Here is a 25684-nt window from a genome sequence, read left to right as displayed (position 1 = left end):
TTCTGCCTCCAAGGCATCCCCGGACAGCGGCGGCAGGAGGGCGTGTGGAACTCGAGATCTACCGCTGGTTCGGGATCCTGACCTCGATCCGGACCGAGGTGCTGACGCCGATCGGGCTCGCCATCGCGGTCATCGTCACCGTGCACGCGCTGATGAACAAGCGCGAGGTCAGCGCGGCGATCGGCTGGATCGGCCTCGCCTGGCTCTCGCCGCTCCTCGGCAGCGGGCTCTACGTGCTGTTCGGCATCAACCGGGTGAGCCGGCGCGCCCGGAAGCTGCCGGTGCTGCCCGGCCCGCGGCCCGGCGCGCCGCCGCCCCCGGTGGCCGAGGTGCCGGAGGCGTTCGAGCCGCTGAAGCGGGCGGTCGAGCGGATCAGCGGCCTGCCCCTCGTCGCCGGCAATCGCATCGTCCGCTACCGCCACGGCGACGAGGCCTATCCGGCGATGCTGGCGGCGATCGACGCGGCGCAGACCAGCGTCGCGCTCTCGAGCTACATCATGCGCGACGACGACAGCGGCCGGGCCTTCGCGGACGCCCTCTCCGCCGCCAAGGCGCGGGGTGTCGCGGTCTGCGTGCTGATCGACGGCATCGGCAGCGGCTACTTCTTCCCGGCGATGTACCGGCGCCTGCGGGCGCGAGGATTGCCGGCCGGGCTGTTCATGCACTCGGCCCTGCCCTGGCGGATGCCGTTCTTAAACCTGCGCACCCACAAGAAGCTGCTCCTGGTCGACGGCCGGGTCGGCTTCGTCGGCGGGGTCAACATCGCCGACGAGAACGTCATGGCAAAGAACCCGCCGGAGCCGGTGCGCGACAGCCATTTCCGCATCGACGGGCCGGTGGTCGGCCAGCTCGCCCAGGCCTTCTGGCGCGACTGGGCCTTCGTCAAGGGCGAGGACCTGGAGGGGCCGGCCTGGTTCCCGGAGATCCCGCCCGCCGGCGCCTCCCTCGCCCGGGTCGTCACCTCGGGGCCGGACGCCGACATCGAGAAGATCGAGTTCGTGGTGCTGGAGGCGGTCGCCACCGCCCGGCGCTCGGTGCGCCTCGCCACCCCCTACTTCCTGCCGAGCGAGATGCTGCTGACGGCGTTAGGCCTCGCGGCGATGCGGGGCGTGACCGTCGACGTCATCATCCCGCAGGCGAGCAACCACCGGGTGGTCGACTGGGCGACGCGGGCCCATGTCGGGCCGCTCTTGGAGGCGGGGGTCCGGATCTGGCTCGACCGACCGCCCTTCGACCACTCGAAGCTGATGGTGGTCGACGATGCCTGGTGCTTCGTCGGCAGCGCCAACTGGGACAGCCGCAGCTTCCGCCTCAACTTCGAGCTGAACGTCGAGGTCTACGACCCCGACTTCGCCGCCGATCTCGATCGCTTGATGCGGGCCAAGATGGAGCAGCGGCTGACGGTGGACGACCTCAACTCTCGCGGGATGGGCGCGCGGCTGCGCGACGCCGCCGTGCGATTGCTGCTGCCATATCTTTGATCGGCACCCGCCGGCGGAAATCCTCGGCCCGGTCGCGAAACGCCTCGATGCGGTCGCGCAGGAGGTCGCGTCTCGGCTCGCGTTTCCCCTGCGGGTTGCCGGGCTCGAGATGGACCACGATCGGCCGGTGGTCGGAGGCGCCGCGGGGCAGAACCGCCTGGCCGCGGCAGGTGAGCCCCCGCACGAGGCAGCGGTCGAGGCGCAAGGGCACGAGATCCACCATGGCGTGGGTCGGGTGGCGCGGCCCGACATCCTGGAAGCCCGGCAGCAGGGCCGGCCCGACGATGTTGTAGTCGCCGAGCACCGCGGCGCGCACCGGCAGGTGCTGGGCGATGCGGCGCAGCTGGCGCCGGTTCAGCACCTGGCCGTGCGAGAGATGCACGTTGGCGACCCCGAACGGGCCGAGATCGAGGATCTGGCACACCCGGTCGATCAGCGCGCCGGACGGCAGGGTCACCACCCGGGGCGGGTTCGGCCACGGCGTCGGGCTCCACATCGCCAGGCCGTGGATGCGCCGGGGCAGCGGCGCCCAGGCGTAGTGCCCGCCGGCCCGGGCCTGCAGCTCGGTGATGTCGACGGTCGCCTCCTGCATCAGCAGCAGGTCCGGCTTCTCCTGCGCGATCAGCGCCTCGAGGGCGTCGACGGTCGCGCCGGTCCGCCGCAGCAGGTTCCAGCTGATGATCTTGCGCGGGCCGGCGCGGTGCGGGGCGTGGCCGGGGGAAGATACCGGCGAGTCGGCGGGCAGGAGGCGTTGGGGCGGCAGCATGGCACCGGCTGAGAAGCGTCAGGTAAGCCGGCACGATGGCGCGAGGCGCTCCCGTCGGCGCGACGCGGCATACCCCGATTTGCCGATTCGGGGAACGGCGCCTCAGGCACCGGGCGGTTGCAGGCCCGGAAGGGCCCGCACGAGGCCGCGGAACTGGTCGCCGCGATCCTCGAAGCTGCGGAACTGGTCGTAGGACGCGCAGGCCGGCGAGAGCAGCACCACCGGCTCGGCCGCGGAATCCCCTGTCGTCCCTTGCCGCTCCGCCGCCGCGGCGGCCTCGGCGACGGCGGCCGCGAGGGTCCCGCAGCGGCTGTACGGCACCTGTCCGTCGAGGGTCGCGGCGAAGACCTCGGTCGCCGCCCCGATCAGGTAGGCGTGGGCGATGCGGGGGAAATACGGTGCGAGGCTCGCGATGCCCCCTTCCTTCGGCTTGCCGCCCAGGATCCAGTGGATCTGCTGGAAGGCCGAGAGCGCCTTCTCGGTCGAATCGGCGTTGGTGGCCTTCGAATCGTTGATGAACAATACGGGGCCGCGCCGGCCGACCTCCTCCATCCGGTGCGGCAGGCCCGGGAAGCTCGCCAGCGCCGCCGCGAAGGCGTCCGGCGTGACGCCGAGCGCGCTCGCCACCGCGTAGGCGACGGCCGCATTCTGCCAGTTATGCGCGCCGCGCAGGGAGCCGATCCCGGCGAGGTCCGCCACCGGCTCGGCAGGGGCCTTTCGCCCATCGATGACGACGCCGGCGCGGGCGAGGATGCCGGGGCCCTCCCCTGCCTCGCCGACATGGACCCGGGTGAGCGGCCCCGTCCGGCGCCCGGCGATCGCTTGGGCATAGGCGTCGTCGACCCCGATGACCGCATGCGCCGCGCCCGCGACCAGCCGCTCCTTGATGGCGGCATAGGAGGCCATGTCGCCGTGGCGGTCGAGGTGGTCGGGCGTGATGTTGAGGAGCACCCCGATCGTCGGCGCCAGCGAGGGCGTCAGGTCGATCTGGAACGAGGACAGCTCGATCACGTGGACCCGATGGGCTGAGGGCGGCTCCAGGGACAGGATCGCGGTGCCGATGTTGCCGCCCATCTGGACGTCGCGCCCGGCGGTCCTCAAGACATGGGCGATCAGCGCCGTGGTGGTCGACTTGCCGTTGGTTCCGGTGATCGCCACGAAGGGCGCGTCCGGGCTTCGCGCCGCACGCTCGCGGCAGAACAGCTCGATGTCGCCGATCACCGGTACGCCGGCGGCCTTGGCGAGGTCCACCGTCCAGTGCGGCGCCGGGTGGGTGAGCGGCACGCCGGGGGCGAGGACGAGCGCGGCGAACGCACCCCACTCCGCGTCGCGCAGGTCGTCGGTCTCGACCCCCTGCGCGCGGGCCGCCTCCATCCGCGCCGGATTGTCGTCGCAGGCGACCACCCGGGCGCCGCCGGCCCTGAGGCTGAGCGCCGTGGCGAGGCCCGAGCCGCCGAGCCCGAACAGGGCGACCGTCCGGCCGGCGAAGGTGGTGGAGGGTGTCATGCGGTGTCCGCCGGTCGATCGGAATGGCGCGGGATCCCCTCTCCCCTGTGGGAGAGGGACAGCGCCTTCCTTTCAAGCGTCGGCGGAGATTGCAAGATGCAGCCCGGCCGGAGCCTACCGCAGCTTCAGCGTCGCGAGCCCCAGGAGCGCCAGGATCACCGCGATGATCCAGAACCGGATCACCACCTGCGGCTCCTTCCAGCCCTTCTGCTCGAAATGGTGGTGGATCGGCGCCATGCGGAAGACGCGCTTGCCGGTGAGCTTGAACGAGGCGACCTGGATGATCACCGAGAGGATCTCGAGCACGAACAGGCCGCCGACGATGCCGAGCACGATCTCGTGCTTGGTCGCCACCGCGACGGTGCCGAGCAGGCCGCCCAGCGCCAGCGAGCCGGTATCGCCCATGAAGATCTGGGCCGGCGGCGCGTTGAACCACAGGAAGCCGAGGCCCGCCCCGATCAGCGCCCCGCAGACCACCGCCAGCTCGCCGGTGCCCGGCACGTAGTTCACCTGCAGGTACGAGGCGTAGATCACGTTGCCGACGAGGTAGGCGATGACGCCGAAGGTCGCCGCCGCGATCATCACCGGCACGATGGCCAGCCCGTCGAGGCCGTCGGTGATGTTGACGGCGTTGCCGGCGCCGACGATCACGAAGCCCGCGAAGGCGACGTAGAACAGCCCGAGATTGATGATCGCGTCCTTGAACACCGGGAAGGCGAGCCGGTAGGCGAGGCCCGGGGCCGAGTATTCCGCCACCGCCACGCAGGCCGCGACGGCGATCAAGGCCTCGAGCCCGAGGCGGAACTTGCCGGAAAAGCCCTTGTGGCTCTGCTTCGTGACCTTCAGGAAGTCGTCGTAGAAGCCGATGGCGCCGAAGCCCAGCGTCACCATCATGACGATCCAGACGTAGTGGTTGCGCGGGTTGGCCCAGAGCAGGACCGCGACCAGCACGCCGGCGAGGATCATCAGCCCGCCCATGGTCGGCGTGCCGCGCTTGGTCAGCAGGTGGGATTGCGGGCCGTCCTCGCGGATCGGCTGGCCCTTGCCCTGGCGCAGGCGCAGGAGCGAGATGATCCAGGGCCCGAACCAGAACACGAAGAAGCCGGCCGTGAACAGCGCGCCGCCGGTCCGGAAGGTGATGTAGCGGAAGACGTTGAGCGGCGAGAAGACGCCGCTCAGGTCGGAGAGGAGGTAGAGCATCCCGGGGGCATCCGATCCTGGGCGAGCGGCAGCGCCGGGGTGAGCCCGCGCCGCTGCGTCAGAGGTCCTGTGAGGTGGCTCAGCCGGACCGGCCGATGGCGAGATCCTGGTCCGCGCCGCCCCCGTAGCGGGCTTTGAGCGCCTCGACAATCCGGCCCATGCGGGTGCTGTTCGAGCCCTTGACCATCACGGCGTCACCGGGCCGCAGGGCCTCGAGCACCGGGTCGACCAGCTCGGCGGAACCCGCCCGGGCGGCGGCGCGCCGGGAGGCCGGGAGGGCATCGTGCAGCTCCTGCATCAGCGGGCCGGCGGTGAAGACGAGGTCGATGCCGTGCTCCTCGACCGCCTCGGCCAGCTCGCGGTGGAGGCGCGGCGCCTCGGCGCCGAGTTCCATCATGTCGCCCAGGACCGCGATGCGCCGGCCGGCGGTCTCGACGCCGGCGAGCGTGCTGAGGGCCGCCCGCACCGAGGCCGGGTTGGCGTTGTAGCTCTCGTCGACGAGGAGCGCCTCGCCGCTCGCGACCTGGAGGACGTGGCGGGCGCCGCGCCCGGCGGGCGGGCGCAGCTGCGCGAGCGAGAGGGCGGCCAGCGCCAGGTCGGCGCCGAGCGCCTGCACGGCGGCGATGACCGCGAGCGAGTTCAGCGCCGTGTGCCGGCCCGGGGTGCCGAGCTGGTAGGTGACGGCCAGGCCCATCGCCCGCACGTCGACGATCGACAGGTCGGGCCGCATCACGATGCGCTCGGCCCGCACGTCGGCCTCGCGATGCTCGCCGAAGCTCACCACCCGGCCGGCGCGGGAGGCGAGCGCGTGGGCCTTCAGGCGCTCGTAGTTCGGGTTGTCGCGGTTGATGATCGCGACGCCGCCGGGCTCGAGCCCGGAGAAGATCTCGCCCTTGGCGTCGGCGATGCCGGACAGCGAGCGGAAATGCTCGATATGGACGGGCTCGACGGTGGTGACGATCGCCACCTCGGGACGGACCAGCCGGGTCAGGGGGGCGATCTCCCCGGCGTGGTTCATGCCGACCTCGAACACCCCGAAGGCGCTCGATGCCGGCATCCGGCTCAAGGTGAGCGGCACGCCCCAGTGGTTGTTGTAGGAGGCGACCGAGGCGTGGGTGGGCCCTTGCGCGGCCAGCACGTGGCGCAAGGCCTCCTTGGTGCCGGTCTTGCCGACCGAGCCGGTCACGGCGAGGACCCGCGCGCCCGTGCGCGCCCGGGCCGCCGCGGCGAGGCCGCGCATGGCGGCGAGCACGCCGTCATCCGGCGAGGACGGCACCGCGATCAGCGGCCCGGCGTCGGCGAGGTCGGCCGCGCGCTCCTCGGAGACCACCGCCGCGCCGGCGCCGCGGGTCAGCGCGTCGCGCACGAAGTCGTGGCCGTCGCGGGCCTCGCCCCGGATGGCGAAGAACAGGTCGCCGACCTTCAGGGTGCGGGTGTCGATCGAGATCCCGGAGAGGGTCTGTGCGGCGGACGCGTCCGCGACCACCCGGCCGCCCATGGCGGCGGCGGCCTCGATCAGGGTCCAGAGGGGCTCGGTCATGCGCGGGTCTCCTCGATCGCGCTCAGGACCGCGTCGCGGTCGGAGAATGGCAGCGTGCGGTCGCCGATGATCTGGCCGGTTTCATGACCTTTGCCGGCCACCACCAGCACGTCGCCGGCCCGGAGATCGCGCACAGCCGCCCGGATGGCTTGCGAACGGTCGCCGATCTCCTCCGCGCCCGGGGCCGCCGCCAGGATCGCGGCCCGGATCGCCGCCGGATCCTCGCTGCGGGGATTGTCGTCGGTGACGATGACCCGGTCGGCCTTCTCGGCGGCGATGCGGCCCATCAGCGGACGCTTGGCCCGGTCGCGGTCGCCGCCGCAGCCGACGACGCAGACGAGGCGGCCGGCGGTGAAGGGCCGCAGCGCGTCGAGGACGCCCGCCAGGGCGTCGGGCTTGTGGGCGTAGTCGACGATGCAGAGGGCGTCCCGCACGGTGGCGACCCGCTCGAGCCGCCCCGGCACGCCGGCGAGGTGGCCGAGCGCCGCGATCACCTCGGCCGCGCGACCGGCCCCGGCCGGGGTCGCCAGCACGAGGCCGGCGGCGAGAAGCGCATTCTCGACCTGAAAAACCCCGACGAGGGGCAGGTCGACGGAATGGGTCGTGCCCGCGACACTGATCTCGAGGCGCTGGGCGAAGCCGTGGGTGCGGGCGGAGACGAGGCGGATCCCCTCCCCGGCACGGCCGGTCGTGACGAGCGGCAGGCCCCGGTCCCGGGCCGCCGCGATGAAGGCCGCGCTCTGCGCCCCGTCGGCGTTGACGACCGCGGTGCCGCCATCCGGCAGCAGGGTCGTGAACAGCCGCAGCTTCGCCTGGAGATAGGATTCCGGCGTGCCGTGGTAATCGAGGTGGTCGTGGCCGAGATTGGTGAAGCCGGCGGCCGTCAGGCGCACTCCGTCGAGGCGGCTCTGCTCGATGCCGTGCGAGGAGGCCTCCATGGCAAGCTCGGTGACGCCGTCGCGGGCGAGCCGGTCCAGGGTCTGGTGGAGCGTGATCGGGTCGGGCGTCGTCAGGGAGCCGTAGGCGGCGCCCGACGTCGTGATGACCCCCAGCGTCCCGAGGCTCGCCGCCTCGAGGCCGAGCCGGCCGTAGATCTGGCGCACGAAATCGGCGACCGAGCTCTTGCCGCTGGTGCCGGTGACCGCGACGACCGTCGCGGGCTGGCCCGGATGCAGCCGGGCGGCAGCCTGCGACAGGGCGCGACGCGCATCCGGAACGGAGAGGTAGGCGACCGCGTCCGGCAGGTCGGCGGGGCGCTCGCCTTGCGCCACCATCGCGACCGCACCGGCAGCGGCGGCCTGCGCGGCGAAGAGCCGGCCATCGGCGGCGGTGCCGGGCACCGCCAGGAACACGAAGCCGGGCGCGACCTTGCGGCTGTCGGCGGTGAGGCCCGTGACGGGGAGGCCGGCGGCTTTGCCGGCATCTTGGCCGGGACCTCGGCCGGCCTCCGGGAACAGGTCGCCGAGGGTGAGGCTCATCGTCCGTCCAACTGGTTGACGTGATAGGCGCCGAGCTTGACCATCAGCGGGAACGGCTTCGCCGGCGGCTCGAATTGCGGCGGCAGGCCGATGATCGGGGCGACGCGGGCGATCACCCGGCCGGTGACGACGCCGGAGTTCCAGGCGGCGGTGGCGTAGCTGCCCGATTCCGCCGCCACGGCCTGCGGCTCGTCCATGATCGTGACGAAGAGGTATTTCGGCTTGTCCATGGGAGCGGCCGCCATGAAGGTGGTGAACAGCCGGTTCTTGACGTAGCGGCCGCGGATCACCTTCTCGGCGGTGCCGGTCTTGCCGCCGACGTAGTAGTAGGGGATCGCCGCCTTCTTGGCCGAGCCCTCGGTGGCGTTGAGGCGCATGATGAAGCGCATCGCCTCGCTGGTCTGGGGCGAGAGCACCTGCGTGGCCTTCTCGCGCGCCTCGGCCTCGCTGCGCTTGAGGAAGGTCGGCGTCATCAGGAAGCCGCCGTTCGCGATCGCCGCCACCGCCGCGGAGGCCTGGAGCGGCGCCACCGCGAGGCCGTGGCCGAACGCGATCGTGATCGTGTTGATCTCGGTCCAGCGCGGCGGGATGATCGGCTCGGCGCTCTCCGGCAATTCGGTGCGCAGGCGATCGAGCAGGCCCATCTTCTTCAGGAAGGCCTTGTGGCCGGGCACGCCGATGCCGAGCGCCATCTTGGCCGAGCCGATGTTGGAGGAGTGGGTGAACACCTCCGGCATCGTGATGACCCGGTTGGTGCCGTGATACTCGTGGATCTTCTGGCGGCCCCAGTGCAGCACGCCGCCGCGGGTGTCGAAGGTCGAGTTGACGGTGAACTTGCCCGAGTCGAGCGCCATGGCGAGGGTCATCGCCTTGAAGGTCGAGCCCATCTCGTAGACGCCGACATTCATCCGGTTGATCCGGTCGGGATCGAGGGCGTCCTTCGGCTCGTTGGGGTCGAAGTCGGGCAGGGAGGCGAGCGCGATCACCTCGCCGGTGGTGACGTCGAGGATGAGGCCGGCCGCCGCCTTGGCGCGGTAATGCTCCATGCCCCAGGCCAGCTCGTCGCGCACGGCGTGCTGGGCGCGCAGGTCGATCGAGAGCTGGACCGGCGCGAGGTCCGCCGCCTTCTCGACGAAGCCGAGGCTGTTGAGGTCGCGCAGGCCCTGGCGGTCGATGTACTTCTCGATGCCGGCGATGCCGACATTGTCGAGGTTGGTCACGCCCAGGATGTGGGCGGCCGCCGTGCCGTTGGGATAGACCCGCTTGTGGTCGGGCAGGAAGCCGACGCCCGGGATGCCGAGACGGTGCACCTCGGCCTGCTGGCGCGGGGTGATCTCGCGCTTGACCCAGACGAAGCCCTTCTTCGAAGAGAGCTTCTCGCGCAGGTCGCGGGCGTTGATCTCCGGCAGGACCGCGGTGAGGAGCTCGACCGCCTCGTCCTTGTCGTAGATGTTCTTCGGCTCGGCGAAGACCGAGACGGTGCGGATGTCGGTGGCCAGGATCTCGCCGTTGCGGTCGATGATGTCGGGCCGGATCTGGGTCGTGCCGCCGGCCTCGGCCCGGCGGGCGGAGGCGGTGCCCGGATCGTCCGGCACCACGGCGAAGCTGACGAGGCGGCCGATCAGGGCCAGGAACACCCCGCCGAAGACCAGGCTGACGAGGCCGACGCGGGCGGCGCTGCGCTCCACCGAGAGGCGGAACATCGCCAGGACGCCGCCGCGCAGCAGGGCCGCGAGGCCGCGCCGCGGCGCCGGGACGGGCTCGTCCATGGCCTCGGCCGCCGGGCCCTCGGTGCCGGCTTCCGGTCCTGGAGCCTGGTGACGCGGGGTGTCGTGAGCCTGGAAGTCCTTGTCCTGGGTCACGGCGCCTACCTCTTGGCGGTCGGGGTGCGGGTGGAGGTGGAGCCGGTGGTGCGGGGCTCCTCGGCGCGGCCGGCCGTGGTCGAGGGCGCGCGCTCCTTGGCGGCCGGGGTCGCGGTGGCGCCGAGCCCCAGCGCCTCAAGCTTGCGGGCGATCTCGTCGCCGCGGTCGGCGCGGGCCGGCAGGTCGGCGAGCCGCCCGAGATGGGCCGTGCCGATCGGCTCAAGGGTCAGGTACTTGTCGACCGCGCCCTGCAGCCGGTCGGGCCGGGTGAGCAGCTGCCACTCGGCGCGCAGGACCGCGATCGCGTCGCGCTCCTTGCGCAGGCGGGTCTTCAGCTTGGCGACCTGCTCGGCCTGGTAGAGCGTGTCGTACTTGATCGAGTAGGCGTAGATGGCCGAGGCGATCAGCCCGGCGATCGCCGCGAGGTGCAGGAGGCGGATCACCGGCGCCCTCCCCGCGTCTGGGTCTCGGGCAGCGAGGCCAGGGCCTCGAGCGCCGTCAGGGGCGGCGGCGGGGGTGCGTCGGTGCGCTCGCCGGCCCGGAGCTTGGCCGAGCGGGCGCGGGGATTGGCCCGGCACTCCGCCTCGCCGGCGGCGACCGGCCCCTTGGTGGCGAGGGCGAAGCTGCGGGGCGCGGGCTGCGCGGCCATCGGCAGGTGGCGCGAGGCCGCCACCGCCCGGCCGCTGCGGGCCGAGAGGAACTGCTTGACGATGCGGTCCTCCAGCGAATGGAAGGTGACCACCGCGAGGCGGCCGCCCGGCCGCAGGGTCCGCTCGGCGGCGTGCAGCGCCCGCTGCAGCTCGCCCAGCTCGTCGTTGACCGCGATGCGCAGGGCCTGGAAGGTGCGCGTGGCCGGGTGGATGCCGCTGCCGGGCTCGGCCCGCACCACCCCGGCGACGATCTCGGCGAGCGCCGCCGTGGTCTCGATGCGGCCGCGCCGGCGCGCCTCGACCAGCGCGCGCGCCACGGCGCGGGCCCGGCGCTCCTCGCCGTAATGGTAGACGATGTCGGCGAGCGCGGCCTCGGAGGCCTCGTTGACGAGGTCGGCGGCGCTCTCGCCGTCGCGCTCCATCCGCATGTCGAGGGGGCCGTCGTGGCGGAACGAGAAGCCCCGCTCCGGCCGGTCGAGCTGCATCGACGACACGCCGATATCGAGCACGACGCCGTCGGCGTCGGAGAAGCCGTGGTCGCGGGCGATCGCGTCGAGGTCGCCGAAGCGGCCCTGGACCAGGGTCAGGCGCCCCTCCGCCTCCGTCACAAGGGCCTGGCCGGCCGCGATGGCGGTCGGGTCGCGATCGATGGCGAGCACGCGGTTGCGGGGATCGGCCGCCAGGATGGCCCGCGTGTAGCCGCCGGCCCCGAAGGTGCCGTCGATCACCGCCGCCGGCGCGTCCCCGAGGCGCAACGCCGCCAGGACCTCGTCCAGCAGGACCGGGATGTGCGGAGCGTCGGTCACGGCCGGCTCCTCAAGACGGCTGGGACGACGGCCCAGCTCCCGCGGCGGGCGCGCAGGGGCGCGTGACGATCCCGGGCGCGCAGGGGCGCGTGACGATCCATGGTGCTCCGCTGTCCGCACGAGCCGGGCCGAAGCCGGCCGGGTTCGACGCCAGGGCGCCGCGTTGCCCACGCCAGACATCGACGCGCGACCGGCACGCCCGCTCCCGCGGGGTGCGGCCGCCGAGGCTGGAATCGCCGTGGACGGGGTGGCTCGGGGTATCATGGGCCTCTGGGGTCGTCAACGCGAGGGCACACGCGGCGGGCAGCACCCGCCCCGGTGCCATCAGAGACCAGCAAGGTTAACGAAGGCTTGTGCCCGACGCAGCGACCACCGGAAAGTCGAGGCCTACCCGCCTGTTCGGATGCGGGACGGGGCTCTACGTCGAGATTGCCTCGCGCCCGCTGGATTCCCGCGAGAGCTGCCCTATGGCGACTGGCCGGAAATTGGGGATCAGCCGGCCTGTAAGCCGGGTTCTGTATGGCCCGAGGAATCCGCGAGGATCCTTCGGACGTGGCGGCCATTCCTCTGGGACGGCCGTTGCCGGCCGCCTCGAGCAACCAACCCGGGCGACGGGCCTGAAGAAGGCCGTGCGCGATTCCTCGCGCGTGCCGCCCCTATTCGGTTTTGCTCCCGGTGGGGTTTGCCGTGCCGTCCGCGTTGCCGCGTCCGCGGTGCGCTCTTACCGCACCCTTTCACCCTGACCGGTACGGGTCCTGCGGACCCGCCCGGCGGTCTGCTCTCTGTGGCACTGTCCCTGGGGTCGCCCCCGCCGGACGTTATCCGGCACCGTCTCTTCATGGAGCCCGGACTTTCCTCCCCGGCCCCGCGCGCGGGAGACCCGCGCGACGAGAACCGGAGCGGCCGCCCGGCCGGCTGACGGCGCCGATGTGCGACGGCAAGGGGCATGCCGTCAAGGCGGCGGCACCACGGCGGGTGCGGCTTGCCGCGCCGCCGCCACTCCCTACCTGCCGGTTCCAAGGCCGCCGCGAGCGGCCGCGAGAACGGAGGCAACCCTGATGAGCGAGACCAACGAGGCGGGCTGGACGCTCGAGACCGTGCAGCAGCTCAAGGCGATGGCGCGGGACGGCGTCTCGGCTTCGGTCATGAGCCTGAAGCTCAAGCGCCCGCTCACGGCGATCCACGCCAAGCTGGCCGAGCTCGGCATCACGCCGGCCGCCGAGGCCTGAAGGTTCGTGAGCGGGCGGGCCGTTCCCGGCCCGCCCGCCGGTCCTCACCAGCTGCCGGTGTTCTGCATCGAGGCCCAGGGCTCCTGCGGCGGCTTGGCCCCGCCCTTCTGCAGGATCTCGATCGAGATGCCGTCGGGCGAGCGCACGAAGGCCATGTGACCGTCCCGCGGCGGGCGGTTGATGGTCACGCCGGCCTCCTGCAACTTCTGGCAGGTCGCGTAGATGTCGTCGACCTGGTAGGCCAGGTGGCCGAAGTTGCGCCCGCCGGTATACTCCTCTGGATCCCAGTTGTAGGTGAGCTCGAGCAGCGGCGACTTGGTGTCCTTGGCCCGTGCTGCGTCGCCCGGGGCGGCCAGGAACACCAGGGTGTAGCGGCCCTTCTCGCTCTCGGTGCGGCGCACCTCCTGCAGGCCGAACTTGTTGCAGTAGAAGTCGAGCGCCTTGTCGAGGTCGGCGACGCGGACCATCGTGTGCAGGTATTCCATGACGCTTCGTCCTTCGTTCCGGGCCTGCGGCCCTGCCGTCGTGTCGGGCCCGCGGCCCCTGTCCGCCGCGCTAGCTAGGGCACTCCCGGCCGGAAGGGGAGGCCTCGATCGCGCGTTGCGCTGCGGCCGGCGCCGGTGCAAAGGCTCATCCTTTCCGCCGCCCGCGTGACCGAAGCCGGACCGCCGAGGGACACTCCATGCAGACGATCGTTCGCCTCGCCGATTATCGCCCGAGCGACTACCTGATCGACCGCGTCGACCTCGACCTGCGCCTGCATCCGACCGAGACCCGGATCACCGCGACGCTGGCCCTGCGGCCGAACCCCGCCGGCGCGCCCGGCGCCCCCCTCGTCCTCGACGGCGACGAACTGACCCTGCTGGCGATCGCCCTCGACGGCCAGCCGACCGGCCCCGGCGCGATCGCGGTCACGCCGCGGTCCCTCACCCTGCACCAGCCGCCGCAGCGCCCCTTCTTGCTCGCGATCGAGACGCAGGTGAACCCGAGCGCCAACACCAAGCTGATGGGCCTCTACCGCTCGAACGGCGTCTACTGCACCCAGTGCGAGGCCGATGGCTTCCGGCGCATCACCTACTTCCTCGACCGGCCGGACGTGATGGCGGTCTACACCACCCGGATCGAGGCCGATCGCGACGAGGCGCCGGTGCTGCTCGGCAACGGCAACCCGGTCGAGCAGGGCGAGGCGGGTCCGGGCCGGCACTACGCGGTCTGGCACGACCCTCACCCGAAGCCCGCCTACCTGTTCGCCCTCGTGGGCGGCCGTCTCGGCCGCGTGGCTTCGCGCTTCACCACCATGGAGGGGCGCGACGTCGAGATCGCCGTCTATGTCGAGCCCGGCAAGGAGGGCCGCGCCGGTTTCGCCCTCGACGCCGTCGCCCGCTCGATGGCCTGGGACGAGCGCAGCTTCGGCCGCGCCTACGACCTCGACGTCTTCAACGTCGTCGCGGTCTCCGACTTCAACATGGGCGCGATGGAGAACAAGGGTCTCAACATCTTCAACGACAAGTACGTGCTGGCGAGCCCCGACACCGCGACCGACGCGGACTATGCCAACATCGAGGCGATCATCGCGCACGAGTACTTCCACAACTGGTCCGGCAACCGGGTGACCTGCCGCGACTGGTTCCAGCTCTGCCTCAAGGAGGGCCTGACCGTCTTCCGCGACCAGGAATTCTCCTCCGACGAGCGCTCGCGCCCGGTCCACCGCATCGCCGAGGTGCGGACCTTGCGCGCGCGCCAGTTCCCGGAGGATGCCGGCCCCCTCGCCCACCCGGTACGGCCCCGGGCCTACCGCGAGATCAACAACTTCTACACCGCGACGGTCTACGAGAAGGGCGCCGAGATCGTCCGGATGCTGCGCACCCTGCTCGGCGCCGAGACGTTTCGGCGCGGCATGGACCGCTACTTCGCGACCTGCGACGGCACGGCCGCCACGGTCGAGGATTTTCTGGCCGCCTTCGCGGCCGAGAGCGGGCGCGACCTCGCCCACTTCGCCCGCTGGTACGAGCAGGCGGGCACGCCGACCGTCGCGGTCGCGGGCGCCTACGACCCGGAGGGTAAGACCTACACCCTGTCGTTCCGCCAGAGCCTGCCGGTGGTGGCGACGGAGGCCACCGCGGGCGCGACGCCCGAGCCCCTGGTGATCCCGGTCGCCCTCGGCCTCGTCACCCCGGAGGGTGGGACGGTCGAGGCCGCGAGCGAGCGGGTCCGGGACGGCGTGTTCGTGCTCGACCGGGCCGAGGACAGCCTCGTCTTCACCGGGGTCGCGGCGGCGCCGGTGCCGTCCCTGTTTCGCGGCTTCTCGGCGCCCGTGAAGGTCGAGCACGCGCTGAGCCATGGCGACCGCCTGACCCTGCTCGCCCATGACGGCGACGCGTTCAACCGCTGGCAGGCGGCCCAGAGCCTCGCCATGGAGGTGGTGGTCGGCCGCGCCCGCGCCGGCGCGCCGCTCGGGCCCGAGGCCGGGCCGGAGGGCGCCGGCCTGACCGCCGCGCTCGCGACCTTCCTCGACCGGGAGGCCCTTGACGGGGGCACCCTTGCCGATCCCGCCTTCGCGGCCCTGGTGCTGACGCTGCCGGGCGAGCAGGAGGTGGCGCAGGCGATCGGCGCCGGGGTCGACCCCGACGCGATCTGGCGCGCCCGCCAGACGCTCCGGGTGCAGCTCGGCCGCGACCTCGGGCCCCGGCTCCTCGCCCTGCGCGATGCGCTGGCCGAGCCGCGCGGGGCGCCGTTCAGCCCGGACGCCGCCAGCGCCGGCCGCCGGGCCCTGCGCAACGCCGCCCTCGACCTCGTCGCGGCAGCCGACCCGGAGGCCGGCACGGCGCTGGCAGTCGACCAGCTCGAGGCCGCCGCCACCATGACCGACCGCCTCGCGGCCTTGGCGGTCCTGAGCCTCGTCCCGGGCGAGGCCCGTGAGGCGGCGCTCGCGCGCTTCGGCGAGGCTTATCGCGGCGAGCCCCTGGTGCTCGACAAGTGGTTCGCCCTGCAGGCGATGATCCCGGAGGCCGCGACGCTCGACCGGGTCCGCGGGCTGATGCGCCACCCCGCCTTCTCGCTCGGCAACCCGAATCGGGTCCGCTCGCTGATCGCCAGCTTCAGCCTCAACAATCCGACGCAGTTCCACCGGCCGGACGGGGCCGGCTACGACCTGACCGCCGAAGTGGTGCTGGCCCTCGACCGCAAAAACCCCCAAGTCGCGGCGCGGCTGCTAACTGCTTTCAATACTTGGCGTATGGTCGAGGACGGACGCCGCCGGCACGCCGAGGACGCCCTGCGGCGGGTGGCCGGGACGCCCGGACTCTCCCCTGACGTCAGCGATATCGCGGGCCGATCGCTCGCGCCGCTCGGGTGATGTCCAAACCACTGAAAAGTCGGAGAGAATCAGCACGCGCCGGAATTTCCCGCCGCCACGCGCTCACAGGTTAACATTTCATTTCTGAGCCCGGAGCGCTGGACAAATTGCTTGTGGAAATGCCAGATTGAGCCTCGATTCGGAGGCTTGGCGGGAACCTCCGCGGTATCTTCTCTCTGTTCCGTTGGGGGTTTGGGTATGCTGGAGGCGGATCCCGCCCCCTTCTCTGCGCGTGCCGCCACGATCCTCGGGATCAGCCGGGCTTCGAAGGCCGCGCACCAGCGCCTCGCCCACGCGGAATCCTGGCTCCGGTTCGCCGTTCCGGCGATGCTCGCGGCCTTCCTGGTCTGCCTGGCGGCCGTCACGGCCCTGCAGCTCTCCGGGCACCGCGAGGAGGTGGTCGGCGACGCGCGGCGCGACATCGATCTCGTCGCCCGCCTGATGGCCGGGACCCTGCCGGCCGCCCTCGCCCAGCTCACCGGCCAAGCCAGCGGTCAGGTCACCAGCCAAGTCACCGGCGCCGCGCCGACGGAGGCGCCGGTGCAGGCGGCCCTGCTGCGCGAGCGGCTGGTGCGCCTCCTGCCGCCCGGCGGCCTGCCGGCCGGCCGCAGCGTGCTGCTGATCGGTCCCGACGACGCCATCCTGGCCGCGGTGCCGGAGCAGACCGGCCTGCCCCGCAGCTTCACCGAACTCGTCGGCGAGGTCCAGGTGCTCGGCATCATGGGCGAGCGCGCCGGCGTGCTGCCGGTCGTGCTCGGCAGCGGCGAGCGGGCGCTCGCGACGGTGCGGGGGGTGCCGGGCGGGGCCGGGATCGCGCAGGTCGCGGTGGTGCAGACCCTCGACTCGGTCACGGCGCTCTGGGCCGGGCGGGCGCGCATCGCCGCGGTGCTGGTCGGCGCCGTGACGCTCGTGGTCGTCTGCATCGGCCTCGCCTACGCGCTCCAGGCCGACCGGGCCCGCGCCGTCGACCGGGTCTGCGAGCAGGTGCGCCAGCGCCTCGACACCGCCCTCAGCCGCGGCCGCTGCGGCCTGTGGGACTGGGACATCCCGCGGGGCCGGATCTACTGGTCGGACTCGATGTACCAGCTCCTCGGCTACGGGCGGGAGCAGGAATTCCTCTCCTTCGGCGACGTCAACGCCCTCGTCCATCCGGACGACACCGACCTCTACGGGCTGGCCCGCCAGCTCGCGGCCCGCGACGCCACGGTCGACCACGAGTTCCGCATCCGGGCGGCGGGCGGCGAGTGGGTCTGGCTCAAGGCCCGGGCCGAGATCGTGCAGGACCTTGAGGACAATGGCCGCCATCTGGTGGGCATCGTCATCGACATCTCGGAGCAGCGGCGGCTGGCCGAATCGACCGCCACCGCCGACATGCGCCTGCGCGACGCCGTCGAGGCGGTGTCCGAGGCCTTCGTGCTCTGGGACGCCCAGAACCGCCTCGTCCTGTGCAATTCGAAGTTCCGGCGCCTGCACGCGCTGACGGCCGACGAGGCCCAGCCCGGCCGGCGCTACGACGCCATCATGGGGCGCGCCGCCCTGCCGACCGTGCGGCGCGAGATCCCCGCCGGCGAGTTCCCGGAAGCGGGAGCCCGCACCTTCGAGGCCGAGCTCGCCGACGGGCGCTGGCTGCAGATCAGCGAGCGCCGCACCAAGGATGGCGGCTACGTCTCGGTCGGCACCGACATCACGGCCCTGAAACGGCACCAGGAGCGGCTCGTGGAATCGGAACGCCAGCTCATCGCCACCATCGCGGACCTCAAGCGCTCGCGCCGGACCCTCGAGATCCAGACCCAGCAGCTCGCCGACCTCGCGGAGCGCTACCTCGACCAGAAAGCCCAGGCCGAGAGCGCCAACCGCTCCAAGTCCGAGTTCCTGGCCAACATGAGCCACGAGCTGCGCACCCCCCTCAACGCCATCCTGGGCTTCGCCGAGGTGATGGAGAGCGAGGTCTTCGGGTCCCTCGGCTCGGAGAAGTACCGCGAGTATTGCCGCGACATCCGATCGAGCGGGCACTACCTGCTCTCGGTCATCGACGACATCCTCGACATGTCGCGGATCGACGCGCGGCGGGTGAAGCTCGTCAAGCAGCCGGTGGCGGTGAGCGAGGCCCTCGAGCGCGCCCTCAAGCTGATCGCCGAGCCGGCCCGGACCAAGGGCCTGACCGTCAGCATCGAGATGAGCGCCGACACCCTGGTGATGGCCGACGAGCGGGCCCTGCACCAGATCCTGGTCAACCTCCTGCAGAACGCCGTGAAGTTCACCCCCGAGGCCGGCCGTGTGGCGGTGCGCACGCGCCGCGCGATCGACGCCGTGCACATCTTCGTCGAGGACAGCGGCATCGGCATCCCGAAGGCGGCCCTGCCGAAGCTCGGCTATCCGTTCGAGCAGGTCGAGACCAACTTCGCCCGCAGCTACAAGGGCTCGGGCCTGGGGCTCGCCATCGCCCGCTCGCTCGCCGAGCTGCATGGGGGCGGGCTTCGCATCCGCTCCGAGGAGGGCACCGGCACGATCGTGCTGGTCCGCCTCCCCCGCCCCGGCCTCACCCTCGCGGCCCAGACGGACGCCGCCGACCTCCACGCCTGACCGATCCGCGCGGGGGATGGAAGGTGGGCGGCGGCGCGCCTCAGGCGGCCCGCACCGTCGCGAGGAAGCGGGCGACCTCGCTCCCGAGATGCTCGGACTGGCGCGACAGCTCGGTCGCCGAGGCGAGAACCTGGGTCGCGGCGGCGCCCGTCTCCTCGGCCGCGCCGGCGACGCCCGCGATGTTGCCGGTGACCTCGCCGGTGCCGGTCGCGGCCTGGCTGACGTTGCGGACGATCTCCTGCGTCGCGACGCCCTGCTCCTCGACCGCGGCGGCGATGGCCACCGTCACCGCGTCGATCTCGCGGATCCGCGCCGTGATCGCGGCGATCGCCGAGACCGTCTCGCCGGTGGCGTCCTGCACCGCCGCGATCTGCTGGCCGATCTCGTCCGTCGCCCGGGCGGTCTGGGCCGCCAGCTCCTTGACCTCCGCCGCCACCACGGCGAACCCCTTGCCGGCGGCCCCGGCCCGGGCCGCCTCGATCGTCGCGTTGAGCGCGAGCAGGTTGGTCTGGCTGGCGATCGACGAGATCAGGCCGGCGACGTCGCCGATCCTGCCGACGATCCGGCTCAACGCCTGCACCCGGGCCCCGGTCTGGTCCGCCTCGGAGACCGCCTGACGGGCGAGCCCGGCGGAGCCGGCGACCTGGCGGCCGATCTCCTGCACGGAGGCGCCGAGTTCCTCCGCGGCGGCCGCCACCGTGCCGACATTCGAGGCGGCCTCCTCGGCCGCCGCCGCCACAGCGGCGGACTGGCTCGCGGTCTCGGTCGCCGTCCCGCTCATCTGGCCGGCGGTCGCCTGCAGCTCGGCGGCCGAGGCCGAGACCTGGCCGACGATGCCGCCGACCGCCTGCTCGAAGCCGTCCGCCAGCGCCACCATGGTGCGCCGGCGCTCCTCGGCCGCCGCCGCATCGGCGATCCGCCTGATCTCGGCCTGCTCGGCGGCCTTCTGGGCGACCATCGTCTTGATGCCCTCGACGGCGCGGCCGATGGCGCCGATCTCGTCGCCGCGGCGCGCCTCCCGGATCTCGGCGTCGATCTCGCCCCGGGCCATCCGCTCGAGCACCCCGACGAGCCGGCCGATCGGCCGCGTCACCCCGAGCACCGCCACGAGGGCGACCGCCGCGAGCCCCAGGAGCATCCCGAGGGCGGTCACCGCGACCAGCTGAAGGCGGGTGGCGTTGGTCGCAGCGGTCAGGGCGTCCGAGTTGGTCTCGACGTAGCTCTGGATGTCATTGCCGAGGTTGGTCGATTCCTGGATCAGGCCGCCCAGCACCGGATCGACGCTGCGGTGGAACAATGCCAGCGCGTCGGCATTGCGGTGGGCCATGCCGAGCTTGCGCACCTCACCGAGCTTCACGGCGAGATCGTCGATAGCGCGGGCGAGCGCATCGATGCGGCCCACGAAGGTCGGCGCCTGCCGGCGCATCTCGGTGGCTGTCGCCGTCATCATCGACAGGCCTTCGTCGAAATCGGCGCTGGCCCGGCGCATCTGCACCTCGTCCGTCTCGGCGATGATGCGGAACACCGCATAGTTCAGGGTGTAGAGCGTGCGGTTGAGGCGGCGGGCATTCGCCGGCGCCTGCGCCTCGCGGGCGATGAACAGGCTGTAGCCGTCGTCGATCGTGGTCATGCGCGCCTGAGCGTACCAGACGCAGCCGCCCACCAGGGCGGCGATCAGCAGGACGGCGGCGGTGAGCTTGTGGAGAATCTTGACTCTGGCGAGCACGGTCCCGCTCCATCGAGGAAATTTAGCGCGCCGGTTATGAAGCCAACTATCTTAATTTGATATGAAACACTATGCGGTCCCAGAGTAATCATTTAACTGTCTAATAAAATCGGATACGTCACCAAGAATTGGCGATAATATATTTAAGACCATAGGCATTTATTCCGCGCACCCGGGGATTGCGCGGAAACTCACCACAATGCAGCAGGTCGCGATCGGGCAGCAGCGGGACGGGCCTCGGCTGCCGCCGTCTCGTCAAGAAGCCGGGATCCCGCGGGATGTCCCACAAGGGCCGGGCAACCGTGCCGCCTCCCTCGACGGAGGGCGGGCGGGGCGTGACCTCACCCCCGGATTACCTCGCCAGGATGACCTCGAAGGCCTCCCGCACGCCGGCCCGGGTCTCGGCGAGCTGCGCCGTCAGCGCCGCCTCGTCGGGCTGGCCCATCGCGGCGGCGAGCCGCGCGCGGGCAGCGGGCGGGGCGGTACGGGCGAAATCGCCCTCGACCATCAGGCGCTGCCAGTGATGGACGTCGTCGAGGAGCCGGTAGGCGGTGACGAGGCGGCCGGAAAGCCCGGTCTCGATCAGGCCGTGGGCGCCGGCGCGCTCCAGCACCCCCGGCGCGTCGAGGCCGACGAGGTCGGGATGCGTGGCGGCGTGGGACAGGACCAGGGCCTGGCTCAGGAAATCGAGGTCGAGGAGACCGCCGGGGGCGAGCTTCAGGTCGAGGGGGCCGTGGTCGCCCTTCTCCCGCGCGACGAGGGCGCGCATCGCCCTCACCTCCCCGGCGACGAACCCGGCGTCGCGGGGCTGGCGCAGGACCGTGGCGACGGCGGCGCCGGCCTCGCGCATCAGCCCCGCGTCGCCGGCGAGGGCGCGAGCGCGGGTGAGCGCCATGTGCTCCCACAAGGCCGCCTCCTCGCGCCAATAGGGCAGGAAGCGGTGCCACTGGTTGGCGATCGGCCCCTGGCCGCCGCTCGGGCGCAGGCGCAGATCCACCTCGTAGAGCCGGCCGCGCCTCGTCGGGACGGTGAGCGCCCCGACGAGGCGCTGGGTGAGGCGGTTGTAGTAGACCGCGGCGTCGAGGGGGCGCGGGCCGTCGCTCTCGCGCCGCTCCTGGTCGAAATCGTACAGGACCACGAGGTCGAGGTCGGAATCCGCCGTGAGCTGGCGCGAGCCGAGGCGCCCGAGGCCCAGAACCGCGACGCGGCCCCCCGGCACCCGTCCGTGCTCCGCCGCGAAGGCCGCCTCCACGGCGTGAAGGGCCGCCGCGACGGCCGCCTCGGCGATGCCCGCATAGGCCCGGCCGGCGCCCGCCGGCGGCAGGATGCCGGAGAGGAGCCGCGCCCCGGTGACGAAGCGCAATTGCCGGGCGGCGTCGCGGCTGCGGTCGAGGACGTCCTCGAGGTCGCGGGGCTGGCCGAGGCTCAGGCGGAACTGCCCGGAGAGCGCGTCGGCCTCCGTCACCGGCGCCACGAAGGCCGGGTCGATCACCGTGTCGAGGACGTGGGGGCTGAACGCCACCGTGTCGGCGAGCCGCGGCACGGTGCCGAGGAGGTCGGCGAACAGGAGCCGCAGCCGCTCGTGCGAGCGCAGGATGGTGAGGAGCTCGACCGAAGCGGGCATCCGCGCGAAGGCGCGGTCGAGGGCGGCGAGCGCCCCGTCCGGGTCGGCGGTGCCGGCGAGCGCCTGGATCAGGGCCGGGACCAGCTCGGTCAGGACCTCGCGGGCGCGCGGGCTCGTCACCGCCGCGCGGCGGCCGAAATGCCAGCCCCGCACCGTCTCGGTCGCCTGTTCGGGGTTGCGGAAGCCGAGGCGGCGCAGGGTGGCCAGCGTCTCCGGATCGTCCTCCGAGCCGGTGAAGACGAGGTCGCCGACCTCCGCCGCGAGGTCCGGCTCGGCCTCGAACAGGAGCGCGTAATGCCCCTGCACCCGGCGCGCCTCGGCGGTGAGCGCCGCCCCGAAGGCGGCCTCGTCCGGGTAGCCGAGGAAGCGGGAAAAGCGCGCGAGCCGGCCCGGCTCCTCCGGCAGGCGCTGGGTCTGCTCGTCGGCCACCATCTGCAGCCGGTGCTCGACGGTGCGCAGGAAGCGGTAGGCGGCGCGCAGCTCGTCGCGGGCCTCACCGGTGATCCAGCCCTCGTCGTGGAGCGCCCCCAGCATCTCGAGGGTGCGCCGGCCGCGCAAGGAAGGGCGGCGGCCGCCGAAGACGAGCTGCTGGGTCTGGACGAAGAACTCGACCTCGCGGATGCCTCCGCGCCCGAGCTTGATGTCGTGGCCGGCGACCGCGATGGCGCCGTGGCCGCGCACGGCGTGGATCTGCCGCTTCATCGCGTGGACGTCGGCGATCGAGGCGAAGTCGAAGTATTTTCGCCAGATGAACGGGCGCAGCTCGGCCAGGAAGGCGTCGGCCCGCGCCCGGTCGCCGGCCACCGGCCGCGCCTTGATGAAGGCGGCGCGCTCCCAGTTCTGGCCCAGCGTCTCGTAGTAGGTATAGGCGGAAGGAAGCGAAAGGGCGGTCGGGGTCGATCCCGGATCGGGCCGCAGGCGGTAATCGACCCGGTGGACGTAGCCGTCGGCGGTGCGCTCCTGCAGGAGCTTGGCCACGCTTTGCGCGATCCGGCTGAAGAACGGCGTCGCCTCGACGCCCTCGCGCAGGGGCGCGGCGTCGGGATCGAACAGCACGATCAGGTCGACATCGCTCGAATAGTTCAGCTCGCCCGCCCCGAGCTTGCCCATGCCGAGCACGATCAGGCCCGAGCCCTCCTGCGGCCGGCCGGGATCGGCCAGGCGGAAACGGCCGGTGCCGGCAGCCTGGATCAAAGCCGCGTCGACGGCGGCGTTCACCGAGGCGTCGGCGAAGTCCGAGAGCGCCGCCGTCACCTCCTCCAGCGACCAGGCGCCGCCGATATCGGCGAGCGCCACCAGGAGGGCGTGGGCGGCGCGGTTGCGGCGCAAGGCCCGGGCGACGTCGCCGCCGGCAAGGCCGGCCCGGCGCTGGTCGGCCAGGATCGCGGCGTTCGCGTCTTCCGGCGATCGCTGAAGCAGGCCGGCGAGCCGCGCGGGGTCGCGGGCGGCAAGGCCCCACAGGAACGGCGAATGATCGGCGAGGCCGAGGAAGAGGTCGCGGGCCGGGCCGCCCTCGCCGACGAGGGGGGCGAGTTCGGGCGCCTCGGCCAGGAGGTCGCCGAGGCGGGCGCGGGCCCGCTCGGGCTCGGCGAGGCGGGGCGCCAGGGTCAGGCGCGCGGCGAGCGAGGCGGTCATGCCGACGGTCCCCGCAAGGCCGGCAGCCGGAGCGTCGCGCGCAGGCCCGGGGCGTTGTCATCGAGGGAGAAGCTGCCCTGATGCAGGCGGGCGACCGCGTTGACGAGGCTCAGGCCCAGGCCGAAGCCCGGGCGCGAGCGGGCGGTCTCGAGGCGCACGAAGCGTTCCAGGACCCGGCCGCGCTCGGCCTCCGGGATGCCCTCGCCGCGATCGGCGACCGACAGGACGACGCTGCCGTCCTCCCGCCGCGCCGTCACGCAGACCACCGACGCGCCGCCGCCCGCATCCCGGGCGTCGGACCCGCATTTCAGGGCCCCGTATTTCAGGGCATTGTCGATCAGGTTCGCCATCGCCTGTCCGATCAGCTCGCGGCTGCCGTGCAGGACGAGGCCGTCCTCGACCTCGGTCCGCAAGCCCACGCCGCGTTCCTCCGCCACCGCTTCGTACAGCTCCGCGACCTCGCGGGCGACCGCCCCGGCGTCGAATTCCGCCAAGCCCTCGCGGGCATTGCCGGCCTCGAGCCGGGCGATCATCAGCAGGGCGTTGAACACCCGGATCAGGTTGTCGCTCTCCTCGATGTTGGCCTCGAGCGCCGCCCGTAGGGAGTCCGGGTCGCTTCCCGCGCGGAGCGCCGCGTCGGCCTTGTTGCGCAGGCGGGTGAGCGGGGTCTTGAGGTCGTGAGCAATATTGTCCGAGACCTCGCGCATGCCGCGCATCAATTCGCCGATACGGTCGAGCATCGCGTTGAGGTTGCTCGCCAGCCGGTCGAGCTCGTCGCCGGTGCCGGCGAGCGTCAGCCGCCCGTCGAGGTCGCCCGCCATGATGCCGCGGGTGATCTCCGTCATGTGGTCGACGCGCTTGAGGACGCGCTGGGCGATGAACCAGCTGCCGAGGAAGCCGAGCCCGACCACCAGCATCAGGGACCAGCCGAAGGCGCGCCCGATCACCGCCCGCAGGCGGTCGCGCTCCTCGACGTCGCGGCCGACGAGGAGCCGGAAGCCCCCCGGCAGGGTGAAGATGCGCACGATCGCCCGGTGGTCGAGGCGGTCGCCGTCGGTGCCGCGGCCATACGCCGTCTCGGTCTGGCCGGGCTCGTTCAGCACGCCCGGGGGCAGCGCCTCGACATTGCCGACGACGTGCTCGCCCGCCGGCGTGGTGACGAGGTAGAGCGAGGCGCCGGGCTCGCGCGAGCGGCGCTCGACCACGCCGACGAGGCGACGGATGCCGCCCGAGGCGTACTGGTCGGACAGGCCGTTGATCTCCGCCTCGATCGTCGAGACGATCTGGTCGTCGAGGACGCGCCGGGCGTTCCAGGCGACGTAGCCGAGGGCGAAGAACGCGAAGGCGGCGAAGACCAGGAGGTAGGCGAGGGAGAGCTTGAAGGCGGTGGTGCGACACAGCGCGCCGAGCCGCGCCAGCACGCCGTCCTGCCCCGCCGGGGCGGAGGCCAGCGTCGGCGCGCTCACGTCTCGCCGCCGGCCCGGACCATGTAGCCGGCGCCCCGCACGGTGTGGATCATCGGGCGGTCGAAGCCCTTGTCGACCTTGGCGCGCAGGCGGGAGACGTGGACGTCGATGACGTTGGTCTGCGGGTCGAAGTGGTAGTCCCAGACGTGCTCGAGCAGCATCGTGCGGGTGACGACCTGGCCGGCATGGCGCATCAGGTACTCGAGCAGCCGGAACTCCCGCGGCTGGAGCGGGATCTCCTGGCCGGCCCGGGTGACCCGGTGCGACAGCCGGTCGAGTTCGAGGTCGCCGACGCGGTAGCTCGTGACCTCCGCCCCGCTGCTCCCGCCGCGGCGGCGGGCCAGCACCTCGATCCGGGCCATCAGCTCGGAGAAGGCGTAGGGTTTCGGGAGATAATCGTCGCCGCCGGCCTTGAGTCCCTTCACCCGGTCGTCGACCTGGCCGAGCGCCGAGAGGATCAGGACCGGCGTCTCGACGCCCTGCTCGCGCAGGGACCGGATCAGCGACAGGCCGTCGAGCTTCGGCAGCATCCGGTCGACCACCAGGACGTCGTAGCCGCCCTCCCGCGCGAGCGCGTAGCCGTCGAGCCCGTCATCGGCGGTGTCGGCGACGTGGCCGGCCTCGCGAAAGGCCTTGGAGAGATAGGCGGACGCCTCGCGGTCGTCCTCGATGATCAGGAGGCGCATGTCGGGCATTCTAGGGCGGATCCGGGGCGCGCGGGAGGTTCATTCCCGGATCCTGCCCGGGTCCTGGCGCCGTGACCGCGGGCGGGCCGGG

17 protein-coding genes and 1 other RNA gene are annotated in these 25684 nt (G+C 72.5%); 4 read left to right on the top strand and 14 right to left on the bottom strand.

What is annotated here, in order from left to right; genetic code table 11:
- Positions 1–44: 44 nt before the first annotated feature.
- The gene (locus tag EU555_RS13815; RefSeq protein ID WP_245524297.1) at positions 45–1481 is read left to right on the top strand and encodes a phospholipase D-like domain-containing protein; all 1437 of its coding nucleotides are present in this window, start codon (positions 45–47) and stop codon (positions 1479–1481) included.
- Here EU555_RS13815 and EU555_RS13810 read toward each other — a convergent pair.
- The 9 genes from EU555_RS13810 to rnpB all read right to left on the bottom strand — a co-directional run bounded on the left by EU555_RS13810 (position 1414) and on the right by rnpB (position 12208).
- Positions 1414–2247, bottom strand: coding sequence for an endonuclease/exonuclease/phosphatase family protein (locus EU555_RS13810; RefSeq protein WP_135415215.1), 834 nt, complete (start codon positions 2245–2247; stop codon positions 1414–1416). The genes EU555_RS13815 and EU555_RS13810 overlap by 68 nt on opposite strands.
- A gap of 102 nt (positions 2248–2349) precedes the next feature.
- Positions 2350–3753, bottom strand: coding sequence for a UDP-N-acetylmuramoyl-L-alanine--D-glutamate ligase (gene murD / locus EU555_RS13805; RefSeq protein WP_135415214.1), 1404 nt, complete (start codon positions 3751–3753; stop codon positions 2350–2352).
- Between the two features lie 114 nt (positions 3754–3867).
- The gene (gene mraY / locus EU555_RS13800) at positions 3868–4953 is read right to left on the bottom strand and encodes a phospho-N-acetylmuramoyl-pentapeptide-transferase (RefSeq protein ID WP_135415213.1); all 1086 of its coding nucleotides are present in this window, start codon (positions 4951–4953) and stop codon (positions 3868–3870) included.
- A 79-nt stretch (positions 4954–5032) separates the two neighbouring features.
- Positions 5033–6493, bottom strand: a complete 1461-nt coding sequence (locus EU555_RS13795) for a UDP-N-acetylmuramoylalanyl-D-glutamyl-2,6-diaminopimelate--D-alanyl-D-alanine ligase (RefSeq protein WP_135415212.1) — start codon at positions 6491–6493, stop codon at positions 5033–5035.
- A complete protein-coding gene (locus tag EU555_RS13790) occupies positions 6490–7971 on the bottom strand; it encodes a UDP-N-acetylmuramoyl-L-alanyl-D-glutamate--2,6-diaminopimelate ligase (protein ID WP_135415211.1) in 1482 nt (493 codons plus the stop codon). Before EU555_RS13790 ends, EU555_RS13795 begins: the two co-directional genes overlap by 4 nt.
- On the bottom strand, positions 7968–9740 hold the full coding sequence (locus EU555_RS13785) for a peptidoglycan D,D-transpeptidase FtsI family protein (RefSeq protein ID WP_135415360.1): 1773 nt from the start codon (positions 9738–9740) through the stop codon (positions 7968–7970). Before EU555_RS13785 ends, EU555_RS13790 begins: the two co-directional genes overlap by 4 nt.
- Positions 9741–9838: 98 nt before the next feature.
- On the bottom strand, positions 9839–10276 hold the full coding sequence (gene ftsL, locus EU555_RS13780) for a cell division protein FtsL (protein WP_135415210.1): 438 nt from the start codon (positions 10274–10276) through the stop codon (positions 9839–9841).
- Positions 10273–11469: a 16S rRNA (cytosine(1402)-N(4))-methyltransferase RsmH gene (rsmH, locus tag EU555_RS13775; protein ID WP_425375113.1), complete on the bottom strand. Its 1197-nt coding sequence runs from the start codon at positions 11467–11469 to the stop codon at positions 10273–10275. Before rsmH ends, ftsL begins: the two co-directional genes overlap by 4 nt.
- Before the next feature lie 308 nt (positions 11470–11777).
- An RNA gene (gene rnpB / locus EU555_RS13770) (RNase P RNA component class A) lies at positions 11778–12208 on the bottom strand.
- Between the two features lie 139 nt (positions 12209–12347).
- Between rnpB and EU555_RS36155 the strand changes: the two genes are divergently transcribed.
- Positions 12348–12518: a hypothetical protein gene (locus tag EU555_RS36155; RefSeq protein WP_167858542.1), complete on the top strand. Its 171-nt coding sequence runs from the start codon at positions 12348–12350 to the stop codon at positions 12516–12518.
- Between the two features lie 44 nt (positions 12519–12562).
- Here the strand turns inward: EU555_RS36155 and gloA are convergent, their stop codons facing one another.
- Positions 12563–13003, bottom strand: coding sequence for a lactoylglutathione lyase (gene gloA / locus EU555_RS13765; protein ID WP_135415208.1), 441 nt, complete (start codon positions 13001–13003; stop codon positions 12563–12565).
- A 197-nt stretch (positions 13004–13200) separates the two neighbouring features.
- Between gloA and pepN the strand changes: the two genes are divergently transcribed.
- Together pepN and EU555_RS13755 are read left to right on the top strand one after the other, a co-directional pair.
- On the top strand, positions 13201–15873 hold the full coding sequence (gene pepN / locus EU555_RS13760) for an aminopeptidase N (protein WP_135415207.1): 2673 nt from the start codon (positions 13201–13203) through the stop codon (positions 15871–15873).
- Between the two features lie 198 nt (positions 15874–16071).
- On the top strand, positions 16072–18456 hold the full coding sequence (locus EU555_RS13755) for a PAS domain-containing sensor histidine kinase (protein WP_135415206.1): 2385 nt from the start codon (positions 16072–16074) through the stop codon (positions 18454–18456).
- 40 nt (positions 18457–18496) lie between these two features.
- On the opposite strand, the gene EU555_RS13750 is transcribed toward EU555_RS13755, so the two are convergent.
- The 4 genes from EU555_RS13750 to EU555_RS13735 form a co-directional block, all read right to left on the bottom strand.
- A complete protein-coding gene (locus EU555_RS13750; RefSeq protein ID WP_245524304.1) occupies positions 18497–20086 on the bottom strand; it encodes a methyl-accepting chemotaxis protein in 1590 nt (529 codons plus the stop codon).
- Positions 20087–20534: 448 nt separating this feature from the next.
- Entirely contained in the window at positions 20535–23441 is a 2907-nt protein-coding gene (locus EU555_RS13745) for a bifunctional [glutamine synthetase] adenylyltransferase/[glutamine synthetase]-adenylyl-L-tyrosine phosphorylase (protein WP_135415204.1), read from the bottom strand.
- The gene (locus EU555_RS13740) at positions 23438–24907 is read right to left on the bottom strand and encodes a sensor histidine kinase (RefSeq protein WP_167858541.1); all 1470 of its coding nucleotides are present in this window, start codon (positions 24905–24907) and stop codon (positions 23438–23440) included. Before EU555_RS13740 ends, EU555_RS13745 begins: the two co-directional genes overlap by 4 nt.
- Entirely contained in the window at positions 24904–25593 is a 690-nt protein-coding gene (locus tag EU555_RS13735; protein WP_135415203.1) for a response regulator transcription factor, read from the bottom strand. The genes EU555_RS13740 and EU555_RS13735 overlap by 4 nt, the downstream gene beginning before the upstream one ends.
- Between the last annotated feature and the right edge of the window lie 91 nt (positions 25594–25684).

It is taken from the genome of Methylobacterium nonmethylotrophicum, from assembly GCF_004745635.1.
GTDB lineage: Bacteria > Pseudomonadota > Alphaproteobacteria > Rhizobiales > Beijerinckiaceae > Methylobacterium > Methylobacterium nonmethylotrophicum.
Note: the sequence above shows the minus strand (reverse complement) of the source record. Positions and strands in the feature narration are given on the sequence as shown.